The sequence below is a fragment of the Psychrobacter sp. genome (genome assembly GCF_036731945.1).
Lineage (GTDB): Bacteria > Pseudomonadota > Gammaproteobacteria > Pseudomonadales > Moraxellaceae > Psychrobacter.
The window spans coordinates 1-11,929 of the sequence record NZ_DAINDI010000027.1 but is presented as its reverse complement, the minus strand read 5'-3'; the positions used below and the strand labels follow the sequence as shown (position 1 = coordinate 11,929).

At 42.9% G+C, this 11,929-nt stretch carries 11 protein-coding genes and 1 pseudogene; 9 read left to right on the top strand and 3 right to left on the bottom strand.

Annotated features, from left to right (window positions below; translation table 11 throughout):
* From V7D75_RS07245 to radA, 8 genes and pseudogenes are all read left to right on the top strand, one after another.
* Positions 1-374, top strand: a pseudogene (locus V7D75_RS07245) (tRNA (adenosine(37)-N6)-dimethylallyltransferase MiaA); the annotation flags it as partial.
* Between the two features lie 372 nt (positions 375-746).
* On the top strand, positions 747-1,283 hold the full coding sequence (gene hfq / locus V7D75_RS07240; RefSeq protein WP_333614019.1) for an RNA chaperone Hfq: 537 nt from the start codon (positions 747-749) through the stop codon (positions 1,281-1,283).
* A 275-nt stretch (positions 1,284-1,558) separates the two neighbouring features.
* Entirely contained in the window at positions 1,559-2,551 is a 993-nt protein-coding gene (locus V7D75_RS07235; RefSeq protein WP_333614018.1) for a KpsF/GutQ family sugar-phosphate isomerase, read from the top strand.
* Between the two features lie 126 nt (positions 2,552-2,677).
* Complete coding sequence (locus V7D75_RS07230; protein WP_144296267.1) at positions 2,678-3,244, top strand: KdsC family phosphatase; 567 nt, start codon at positions 2,678-2,680, stop codon at positions 3,242-3,244.
* Positions 3,241-3,825, top strand: coding sequence for an LPS export ABC transporter periplasmic protein LptC (gene lptC / locus V7D75_RS07225; protein ID WP_068404219.1), 585 nt, complete (start codon positions 3,241-3,243; stop codon positions 3,823-3,825). Before V7D75_RS07230 ends, lptC begins: the two co-directional genes overlap by 4 nt.
* 141 nt (positions 3,826-3,966) lie before the next feature.
* Positions 3,967-4,455 carry a lipopolysaccharide transport periplasmic protein LptA gene (lptA, locus tag V7D75_RS07220; protein ID WP_180952567.1) on the top strand — a complete coding sequence of 163 codons (489 nt, stop codon included), beginning with the start codon at positions 3,967-3,969 and terminating at the stop codon, positions 4,453-4,455.
* A gap of 220 nt (positions 4,456-4,675) precedes the next feature.
* Positions 4,676-5,386, top strand: coding sequence for an LPS export ABC transporter ATP-binding protein (gene lptB / locus V7D75_RS07215; RefSeq protein WP_296190628.1), 711 nt, complete (start codon positions 4,676-4,678; stop codon positions 5,384-5,386).
* Positions 5,387-5,675: 289 nt separating this feature from the next.
* A complete protein-coding gene (gene radA / locus V7D75_RS07210) occupies positions 5,676-7,112 on the top strand; it encodes a DNA repair protein RadA (protein ID WP_068404223.1) in 1,437 nt (478 codons plus the stop codon).
* Between the two features lie 173 nt (positions 7,113-7,285).
* Here radA and V7D75_RS07205 read toward each other — a convergent pair whose 3' ends face one another.
* Positions 7,286-7,906 (bottom strand): septal ring lytic transglycosylase RlpA family protein, encoded by a 621-nt coding sequence (locus V7D75_RS07205; RefSeq protein WP_333614017.1) that lies wholly within the window; start codon positions 7,904-7,906, stop codon positions 7,286-7,288.
* Positions 7,907-8,853: 947 nt separating this feature from the next.
* Positions 8,854-9,996 carry a rod shape-determining protein RodA gene (gene rodA / locus V7D75_RS07200; RefSeq protein WP_333614016.1) on the bottom strand — a complete coding sequence of 381 codons (1,143 nt, stop codon included), beginning with the start codon at positions 9,994-9,996 and terminating at the stop codon, positions 8,854-8,856.
* Between the two features lie 275 nt (positions 9,997-10,271).
* Between rodA and V7D75_RS07195 the strand changes: the two genes are divergently transcribed.
* Positions 10,272-11,249 (top strand): D-Ala-D-Ala carboxypeptidase family metallohydrolase, encoded by a 978-nt coding sequence (locus V7D75_RS07195; protein ID WP_333614015.1) that lies wholly within the window; start codon positions 10,272-10,274, stop codon positions 11,247-11,249.
* Positions 11,250-11,347: 98 nt separating this feature from the next.
* Here V7D75_RS07195 and V7D75_RS07190 read toward each other — a convergent pair.
* On the bottom strand, positions 11,348-11,929 hold a 582-nt coding region (locus tag V7D75_RS07190; protein ID WP_333614014.1), incomplete at its 5' end, for a M16 family metallopeptidase.

Here is an 11,929-nt window from a genome sequence, read left to right as displayed (position 1 = left end):
AGCATCCAGTTTTTGAACAGCCGCATTTAGATAAAGCGCAATTTTATGAGGCCTTTTCAGAAGTAGAAGCGGCGAGTGCAAGTAAACGACCACAAGACACCACTACTCAAGCGCTCGATCAGCCATTGACGCTCAGCGCTCAAACCGAGGCACTTGCTTGTCAGCAAATGCAAAATAAGGCATTATATGCGACCAGACAGCTGGCGAAGCGTCAATATACTTGGCTGCGCAAACTTACTCAATTGCCCAATTTGCCTGATAATGCGTCAAACATTGCAACCAAGCTAAATGAAAACGATGACAAGCTTATGCGCGGTGATATCAAAATAAAAACGTTTGCTACTATGACCCAAGTAAGAGAGTATTTATACTAAAACCAAATCATATAAAGCGCGTTAATTAGCCCCGTAAAAAATAATGACAATTAGTTTCAAAATAAAGGTCGGATAACTGCTATAATTTAAATCATAGTAAAATAGTGTGGATTATATCGGTATCATTGCTTTTTTAACGGTCGTCAATTAACTTTTGTTGGTAAGAAGTCTTAAAGAATAAGCAGTTACTTAATTATTTACAATAATAACGTATTCACGGTAAAGTGAAATTATTTAACAAGAATTAGTGCTTATTTAGATACGTTTTATAAATAAAACTTATTATTGTATCTGCCCTTAGCCATTATAATTAAAGCAATACTTATAATAATTGGCACTAAAAATAATTATATAATATTTAGGAGAGATGTCATGTCAAAAGGACAAACTTTACAAGACCCGTTTTTGAACTCGTTGCGCAAAGATCGCATTCCGGTTTCTATTTTTTTAGTTAATGGTATTAAGCTGCAAGGTCAAATTGAATCATTTGATCAATACGTGGTGCTGTTAAAAAATACAGTGAGTCAAATGGTTTATAAGCATGCCATTTCAACAGTCGTGCCCGCCCGTAATCCTAGAAGCAGCACGACGACTGGTACGGGTGCGCAAACCTCAACGGGTGCACCTACTGGTTACCAAGGTGGCATGAGTAGTGGGTTTGAGCGTGGTAGTAACCTTACTGGTGGTGGCGGTTTTGAAGAGCGCGGCTTTGCCAATCGTAGTGGTTTTAATCGTGGCGGTTTTGGTCAAGGCCAAGATCGTGGTTTTGAGCGAGGCAGCTTTGGACAAAGTCAAGAGCGCGGCTTTGAGCGCGGCGGCTTTGGTCAAGATCGTGGCTTCGACAATTCTTCAGACAATGCTATGTTTGAAAACAAATCAAACGATGATATAGACGATAGCAATCAATAAATAACGTTATCTAACGTCTATTTGATTGAAAGTATGTTATTAAAATGTCGTATAGCGGATTAAGACCTACTATTAATTATAGTGGGTTTTTTTTGTATAAATAGACGTATAATCGTGGCTGAGCAAGTGACTATTTACACTACGCTGAGCAAGTGACTAATTACACTACTTAGTAAGGAGGCAATGATGAAAGCGACGTCTTGCCCTATATTATTAATATCAGCCATAGTATAGTAAAATGTTTCATTGATTCACCGAAAATATAGAGCTAACGTATGAGTAATCTGCACCGCAACCTGACCCATCAACAATTTATTAGCACTGCTATCGAAGCAATTCATACGGAGATGGCGGCGCTAGCATTGTTAACGGAACAAATCGATGATAGATTTGCTCAAGCCTGCGATATTATCCTAGCCTGCAAAGGGCGTGTGGTGGTGACGGGCATGGGTAAATCGGGTCTGATTGGTCGTAAAATAGCGGCGACCTTTGCCTCTACAGGTACACCAGCGTTTTTTATGCATCCTGGGGAAGCGGGGCATGGCGATTTGGGGATGTTGGTGCAAGGCGATGTCCTACTGGCTATCTCAAACTCGGGCGAGTCTGATGAAATTAGAATGCTGCTGCCCGTGGTTAAGCGTCTAAATATTCCCCTGATTAGTATTAGCCGAGATAAACGCGGTATGCTACCACGAGCGGCGGATATCATTTTGACGCTGGGTAAATCACAAGAAGCTTGTCCACTTAACCTTGCTCCAACTTCTAGTACCACAGCGACCTTGGCATTGGGCGATGCGTTGGCTGTGGCTTTGGTGCATGCGCGTAATTTTACTTCAGAAGACTTTGCCTTATCGCATCCTGCAGGCGCCTTAGGACGCCAGCTGCTGACGCGGGTCGAAGATTTAATGCATACCAATTCAGAAAATTTACCGCTTATTAATCAACAAGCACCGCTACAAGACGCTTTATTTACCATGTCATCTGGGCGTTTAGGTATGACAGTGGTGACTGATGATGAGCAAAAAGTCGTCGGCGTATTTACCGATGGAGATTTGCGCCGCGGCTTAGAAAAAGGCATTGATTTGCAAACCCCGATGCGTGAGCTGATGGTCAGTAATCCACGCCGCGTCAGTAAGGATATGCGCGCGTCCGATGCTTTAAGTGTGATGAACGAAAACGGCATTAGCCAGCTGCTGATTATCGATGAGGAACAGCGTTTGGAGGCTATCATTACGGTACATGACTTATTACAAGCCGGTGTTAAGTAGCCCTATTTTAATAAACGCTGTGTTAAGAATTGGCACAATTAAGATGTAACGTAGGAAAAAAGCCTTCATAAAAGAGTATTTAATAAGAATACGTCTCATAATAAAACCATTAATAAGAGAAAATTGATGCAAGACTTAATAAAAAAAGCCGGACAAGTAAAGTTATTGGTCATGGATGTTGATGGTATCTTGTCAAACGGTCAAATTATTTATGATGCCAACGGTACTGAAACCAAAGCCTTTTCGGTACAGGACGGTGTCGGTGTCAAATCGTTGGCGCGCTATGGTATTTTGACCGCTATTATTACTGGTCGTAGCAGTCCTATGGTAGACAAGCGTGCTGCTGAAATGGGTGTCAATTATATTGTCCAAGGTCGTGATGATAAGCTGATTGCGTTGAATGAGCTATTAGCGACGCTTGATGCTGAGCTTAATATTACCGCTGCTGATTGTGCTTATATGGGCGATGACTTACCAGATATTAAAGCCATGCAAACGGTAGGCTTTGCGGCCACTGTTCCAAATGCCCATCAAGAGGTGATAAAGCGCAGTGATATGGTGACCACCCGCACAGGTGGTACCGGCGCAGTACGGGAAATATGTGATCTTATTTTAAAAGGTCATGGTCACTATCAAGATTTTATCGCGCACTATACGCTTGATGCAGCGAAACCTGAGGATAACTTATCGTGAATACTCGTGTTTTAATCGTTCTGGCATTAATTATTGCTGTGATTGCTGGCTGGTTCTTTAAGCAGCAAGGGGAGATTACGCCGCCCGTTAGTATGGAACCGACGGATGTGGATTATGAAGCCACCGACATTAAGGCGGTACAGACCAATGAAAAAGGTGAGACTGAGTACGAGCTGAGTGCAGAATCTTTGACCCATAATCCTGTGACCAATAAAGATGAGATGAAAGGCATCACCATGAATTGGGAGCCATCAGATGAGCAGCGTTACCGTGTTGAAGCGGGCAGCGCCGCCATCAGTCAACAGACAGGTGAGATGAGCTTATCAGGTGGTTTTACTTTAGTTAGCGAAGGCAAAGCGGGCGAGTCTGATATTGAGCCGATTAAAGTCATGGGCACTACCTTAAAAGGCAATACCAAAACAGGTCAAGTCTATAGTGATGCGCCAGTAAAAGTTGAACAAGGGATGAACCGCTTTGAGGCGTCAAGCATGAAAGCCAACCTTGAGACCGGCGACTATGAATTTGGTCAAGTCGCGGTTGCATTTACGCCCGCGAAACGCCAAGATAAAGCTTTATTTTAACAGCACCACCTAGCAGGAAGTTTGCAAACGCCACTACCCATAATGATACGAGTAACTTTTATGAAATCTACTTTTTTGCCTACTTTACGCTTGCTATCGACACGCTCTATCCAAGTAACACACGGTTTACGAACGCTACCGATGCTAATGTTGTTAGCATTGCCGTTATACAGCCATGCCTTGCCATCAGATGCCAATCAGCCGATTAAGCTGCTAGCAGATAAGGCGACTTATAGTGAACGTACAGGTATCACCAGCTATTCAGGCACCGTTGTAATTACGCAGGGTACGTTCAAAATGACCGCCGATGATATTACGGTCAACCTCTCGCAAGGCCGTAGTATCAACTCGGCAGTCGCCACCGGCCGTCCAGCCACTATGCAGCAGGTAGTGACGCAAGAAAAGGGCTTGGCAAAAGGGCAGGCCAATAAGATTGATTATAATGCGGTCACGGGTATCGTGACGCTCACAGGTAATGCAAAATTGGTACAAAATGGCGCCAGTTTTGCCGGTAATGTCATTCGCTATAGCTTAAAAGCTGGCGATGTAGAAGCAACTGCTGGTGGCAGTCAGCGCGTAGAATTGGTCTTCCCGCCCAATAGCGGCAGCAACCGAAGCAGCATACGCTAAGCACAGTATTTTTAATATAAAAGTAAGCGATAGTAATACTAAAAATTTTGCAACTTTAACAGTAATTGACAGGTAAGTGATGAGCGATATTAAAAACAACGTTGTTAAGACCAATGAAATTCACAGCAACGAAATTCATAGCAACGAAATTCATAGCAACGAGCTTAATAATGGTTCTGTAGCGGCAACCAATAGCTCCGAGCCTGTCGCCCGTTTAACGATGCAAAATTTAGGCAAACGCTACGGCAAACGCTGGGTGGTAAAAGATGTATCATTTTCTGTTGAGCAAGGGCAAGTTGTTGGATTATTAGGACCAAATGGCGCGGGCAAAACTACTAGCTTTTATATGGTGGTCGGACTGGTCAATATGGATAAGGGTCGCGTTACCTTAGGAAAAATGGATTTATCAAAATATGCCATGCATGAGCGCGCGCGTGCTGGTATTGGCTATTTGCCGCAAGAAGCCTCTATTTTCCGTAAATTATCCATTGAAGATAATATCTTAGCCATTCTGCAAACTCGTAAAGAGTTAAGTGCTTCTGAGCAGCGTCAAGAGCTTGAAAAATTGATCGGCGAGTTCCATTTAGAGCATGTACGCAAATCATTGGGTATGAGTGTCTCAGGTGGTGAGCGTCGCCGCTGTGAGATTGCGCGCGCTTTGGCGGCCAATCCAAAATTTATCCTATTAGATGAGCCGTTTGCCGGTGTTGACCCTATCTCTGTTAGTGATATTAAAGATGTTATTTTAACTCTAAAAAATCGCGGTATTGGTGTGCTGATCACCGACCATAACGTGCGTGATACCCTCGCCATTTGCGAAAAAGCCTATATCGTTTCAGAAGGCGCCATCATTGCAGAAGGGACGTCATGTGAAGTGTTAGAAAATGATTTGGTAAAATCTGTCTATCTTGGTAAAGACTTTCGAGTATAAAAAAATTCCCTGTGTCTTAGATATTGTTCTCTATAAACCTTTATTTGAAACTTTAGCCAAATATCTTATCATTGTAGGATGCAACGGATATTTGGCTATTTTCTCTTAACATCCATGCCTACTATAAATTGCTATCTACCTCTCATAATCTAATGCCTCGTTATTAAAAAAGGCTTATCTATCCTTTCTCTTAGTCTTACACTTAAGCTCATATAGAGCTTTTTAGAATTTCATTTATTATTCGCGATTTATTACTTTCGATTGACCAGCTCAATAAGGTTCATACGTTATGGCAAAAAATAAAAGCAGTTATGTCTGTCAACAGTGCGGGGCGCATTTTGGTAAATGGGCGGGACAGTGTACAGACTGCGGTGAATGGAATAGTTTGGTTGAAGCGCCAAATGTCAGTATGCCGCACCATAATAAGAGTAGCGCAAAAGCGAATGCTAGCCGAGCGGTTTCTCGTAGTGCAGGTGCGCCTGCTGGTAACTATTCAGGTACGCACAGTGCGGTCATGCCACTCAATGCGGTAAGCGTGACGCTAGATACACGCCTGCCCACTGGCATTAGTGAGTTTGACCGAGTGTTGGGCGGCGGACTGGTGGCCGGTTCGGTCGTTTTGATCGGCGGTGACCCAGGAATCGGTAAATCGACGATTTTGCTGCAAACTGCGACCAATATGGCAAAGGCTGATTCATTGGCAGGTAGCGCGCTGTATGTGACAGGTGAAGAGTCGCTCGCCCAAGTAGCGATGCGCGCCAAGCGTTTAGATTTGCCAGCGGATAGATTACGTGTGCTTGCGGAGACCAATGTTGAAACCATTTGTGCGGCTTTAACCCAAGAGCAGCCGGCGATTGCTATTATTGACTCGATTCAGACTATTTATACCGATGCCATTAATTCTGCCCCAGGCGGCGTTAGTCAAATTCGTGAGTCGGCAGCGATTTTAACCCGTTATGCGAAGCAAACTGGCACGGCACTATTTTTAGTCGGGCATGTGACCAAAGAAGGCACGCTGGCAGGGCCACGTGTGCTCGAACACATGGTTGATACGGTTTTATATTTTGAAGGTCAGTCCGATTCACGCTTTCGTATGATTCGCGCGGTAAAAAACCGTTTTGGTGCGGTTAATGAGCTGGGTATTTTTGGCATGACCGATATGGGACTCAAAGAAGTCGCCAATCCCTCAGCGATATTTTTAAGTCGTTATGATAAGCCCGTAGCAGGTTCTGTGGTGATGGTAAGCCGTGAAGGTACTAGACCCCTGCTGGTTGAAGTGCAAGCCTTGGTTGATGACTCACAAGGCTCACCAAGACGTATGGCTTTAGGGCTCGATTTTCAGCGCCTATCAATGCTACTTGCGGTCATGCATCGTCACGGCGGTATCCATACCAGCGGACAAGATGTATATGTAAACGTTGTCGGCGGTGTCAAGGTAATAGAAACCGGGTCTGATTTGGCCGTACTATTAGCTTGTGCCTCTAGTATCAAAGAAAAGCCTTTGCCCTCATCACTTGCCGTTTTTGGTGAAGTCGGCTTATCAGGGGAGATTCGACCGGTTCCTAACGGACAAGAGCGCCTAAAGGAGGCGATGAAACACGGCTTTAAACACGCAATTATTCCTAAAGCCAATGCGCCTGCCAAAGATGCGCCGCAGTTTAAGGGTATCAATGTCATCGCGGTCGAGCGTCTCGATGATGCGATTGAAAGCGCATTTGAGTTATAGTTCTTAAAAGCTATCCTATGTTAACTATTTAGCGTTAAACGTTGAACGTTAAAAACGAAAAAGCGCCTAACTTTAAATGAGTTAGGCGCTTTTTTTAAAACTAACGTTGAGCAGTCTTTTCGATAAAAAACCGTTAAAGGTTTAAACCTAAAATGGTCTAAAACGTTAAGGGTTTAAGAGGCTGGGCCTGAAACGCGCTCAATAGAGACGTTACCCACACCTTTATTGGTAATACCAAGTTGCTTGGCAGCACCATATGATAAGTCCATCACACGGTTACCATGGAATGGACCACGATCGTTTACTTTAACGACGACGCTTTTTCCATTGGTTTTATTGGTAACTTTAACGTAGCAGTTTAAGGGTAACGAGCGGTGAGCAGCGGTTAAGCCATTCATGTCAAAGGTTTCGCCACTGGCAGTTTTGCGGCCATGAAACTGACGACCATACCAAGAAGCCAAACCAGTTTGTTTAAATTTGCTTACAGAATTAGAAGCGACTGCCGTTAAGCGCTCTAAAACATCTTCATCATTAGATACTTGGGCAGTGTCGCTGGCGAGCAATGGGCTGTTAAGCGCTAATGAAGTGGGCTGACGAGCAGACTTAACTAAGCTTGATGCGCCGTCATGTTGACGACTAAGTTCACCGAGCACACGGTCAATACGGGAGGCGTTATCTTGCGAAATCGTTGCAAGGGAGGTTTTTGATTCTACAGCATTTGCATTAGTAGCGATTGCAGAGCCAGCAAATAAAACGGCTGACATTGTAAGTAAACCAGATAAACGCTTATTCATAAATACCTCTATAGCATATACATTAGAACCTAACTCTAAAACCTCTTAGAGGGAGCGAGACAATATTAGACCACTCTAACAGTGCCGCAAACTCGAAAGCCGCTCTATCATCTATCTGTTTTATCACGATGATAGTAAATATGGACTTTTATAAGCTCTAACATATGGTAATTTTCATTTATATCATCATAAGTGGCTCGGGAATTATCGTTATATACGACTCGCAAAACCCACTTATGACACGCTCAAATGATAGTTAACAATGGTAATCAAACAACTAAAGTAAGGTTACACCAATCGATAAAGGACTTTTTTACATTGCTAATTTAATAAAGGGTTTAAAGTATGTTGCGTATTACTTTGTTATTAAACCGTTAATTAAGTAGTGACTTTGCAAGCCCAAAATCTACAATTTGCTAACTATACGGACGAGCTACAACTGCAATATAATTAAATGATATCTTTCTTAGTAGCTATGTACGCGTTGTGTATCAAACTACAATAAAAGGAGGGTAACGCAATTATTTGTAAAAAACAAGGAATAAAACCTAACAGTACTAATCGGTCACTAATAGGGCTTCACCTGGGTTTTGCCAAAACATAAGAAGAATAATAGCTATATATAACAACAACTTATGGTTATTCCTAGAGCAAGAAAGTTAAGGTTTTAATAGTAATTTTATGTAGAATTGATGACAAATAAGAAAGGCTTAAAAAAGCAGATATCCATTCAATTTGAGCAATTTCGTTGTTACATTCGATTACTTGGACAAGCACATTTTGCTTCAGATTATAGGCAAATTCGTTAACGTATCATTTTAACCTTGTCTATATAAGGGAGTTATATAGACATTTCAACCCAAGTTTATCGTGATTATCGAATGTAATATTGGTTATTAAAGATGAACTCTACAGGTGAATAGATTGTAAATAATACCTGCTATGGCTTAGCTGGATTTGTGAGTATGAATTGACATTAGTAGGCCAAAACCTGCCATTAACGTCACAATAGCAGTACCGCCATAACTGATAAAAGGTAAAGGTACCCCAACAACGGGTAAGATGCCGCCAACCATGCCGACATTGACAAAAATATATACGAAAAAAGACATCGCAATTGCACCTGCCAGCAATCGACTATAAACATCAGGGTGCGAAAATGCGATATATAAAGCACGCATAAGCACGCAGGCATAAATAAACATCAACAATATCACGCCAAGCAGACCGAACTCTTCAGAAAAAGCGGCAATAATAAAGTCAGTATGACCTTCTGGTAAAAAATGTAGATGCGATTGCGTGCCTTCTAAATAGCCTTTACCGGTCAGACCGCCCGCGCCAATGGCGGTTTTGGACTGAATGATATTCCACCCGGCTCCTTGGACGTCAGCTTCAGGATTGAATAGCGTTAAAACGCGCGTACGTTGGTAATCGTGTAATAAAAAGTTCCAAGCAAATGCCACCAATGGCACGGCTAATGCTGCTGCACTAGCAATCAAGCGCCATGATAGACCTGCTAAAAACAATACAAAAATGCCACTGGCGGCGACCAGCAAGGAAGTACCAAGGTCAGGCTCTTTAGCGATTAATAATACCGGCACGACAATTAACGCTAAGGTAATGGCAATACTTGATAATGAAGGCGGTAAGTCACGTTTGGATAAAAACCACGCACACATCATTGGCATACCAAGCTTCATAAACTCTGAAGGTTGAACGCTACCAAAACCAGGTAAGTTAATCCAGCGCTGCGCACCCATACGCACCTCACCAATGATGTCGACCAGTACCAATAATATCAGCCCCAATACATAAAATATGGGCGTAAAGGTACGATAGAGGCTAGGCGGTATCTGCGCCATAGTAAACATCACCGTAAATGCCACGCCATAACTGATGACTTGGCGGATGACCATGTCGGTATCTTGGCTTGCTGCGCTATATAAAATCGTCAAGCCAATGCAACAAACGGTCAATAGCAATAAGGTCAGCCACGGATCAATATGGATACGTTGCCAAAGCGTCGGCGCACGACCTTGACCAAAGTGATGGCTTTGACGAGAAAAACGGTACTGGAGGTTAGAAGGCATAGGTGATATGTGACTGACAATTGGCGTGAAAGAAAAGTCTGCTTTGACAAACGATAAGTAAGCAATCAGCGAGGGCAAAATGTTTATCGGGCAGCTTAATTAAGAATTTGGTAGCAAAACCCATAATTTACCCGTAATAAAGTAACGACAATATAAACATTATAAGGATAAGTGTTAATAACGAATCAGTGACCGTCAATTCGCTGCGATAGTTTAGCTTGCTTGCTTAAAATTTGATAGTATCGATAAAACGTTTTTAGCGGTAGTTTCTGGTAATGATAAAGACAAAAAAATCTATTTATAGGCACATTTATAAGCCTATTATCGTCCTAGGTATTTGTGCCAGCAGTATTTCTGTGCACGCCGCTATTATAAGTGATAATAGTGAGCGCCGCATCCAAATCCGTCATGGCAGTGGTGCGACCAATAATAGTGGCAATGCTTATATCACGCCCGCTAGCAGTTATGGCAGTCAAAGCAATAGCTATAGCGGCGGCGCAACCATCTTGAGTGAAGGCGCTCGTCGGTCAAATGGTATTAGCGGTGACAGTATGCAAGGGCTGATTCAACAAAAACAGCGCGAGTTTAACTTCGATAGCGCAGTATCGATAGAAGAAAACAAACGCGTCATTACCAACAGAGGAACACCACGTTATAGCAGCGGTAATAATAACTTTGGAGATAGTAATTATAACGATTTTACCAGTATGGATTTTAATGTATGGTTAAATAGTAATAGTTACCGCGCAAGCCAAGTGGCCAATTATCAACGCTATTTAAGTTCACGCGTCGGCGCAAGAAATGTACCGCCCTTATCTCAGCTGTTGACGACCGCTCGTAGTTGGGATAAATGTGGTTATGAGCCTTATCAGCTACCACCGCAGGAGTTATGGGCAAATATTGTACCGACCTTGCAGCTTTATAGTCAGCTAAAACGCCAAGGTATTTTACCTGCTAGTACCGAGATACGTTCAGTATATCGCAGTCCGGGGTTAAATAATTGCGCGGGCGGGGCGAGTGCGAGTAAGCACATGACCGCAGGCGCAATGGATATCTGGGTGCCTGAATATGAAGGCAATTTATGGCAGCTAAGTCGCATGCAAGATAGTCTCTGCGAGTTTTGGCAATATCAAGGGCAGTCGCATAACTTTGGTTTAGGACTGTATTCTACCGGTGCTATTCATCTTGATACCGATGGTTATCGCAAATGGGGCTTTAATCATGCCAGTAGCAGCTCCGCTTGCCGCTATTAAAAGCAGACTCTTCAATTAAAAAAGCTCAGCCAGTGATTACTGATTGAGCTTTTTCATTTAGCTATTTTTTAAGCGTCTGTAAAAATAAGCGATGGATGCTACGACTTTTTCTTAGCTTTCTTCTCATCCCATGGATTGACCTCACCCACAGTCACAATCAAAAAGTTATCAGGCTTTAGAGTGTCGCGCAGGGTTTGGTTGACTTCTGAGAGTTTAACCTGTTCGATGCGATTGACATAATTGGTCAGGTAGCTGTTAGGTAGCTGATAAAAATTCATCATACCAATTAAGCTGTTGATTCCAGCATTACTGGCAAATCCCATCGGAAAGCTGTTTTTTAAATTATCCGTGGTCAATTTCATCTCATCGCTGGTAATACCTTTATCCAATGTCTCATTAATCACATTTAGGCTGGCATCAATTGCTGCGCGTGCTTTGTCATTACGAGTTGAAAATCCAATTTGATAAGGACCACGCGCCAACATCGGGTTCATAGAACCTGATATGCCATAAGTATAGCCGAGGTTTTGCCTGACTTCGGTCATCAGACGCGCGTTAAAATCGCCCCCTGCTAGCACTTCATTACCGACGGCAAAGTTGGTTTGCTTTTGCTGCGCTTGCGGATCGGTGGCACGCTTTTCGCCCAGTTGTCCCATCAATACCGTGGTTTGGGTGCTAGG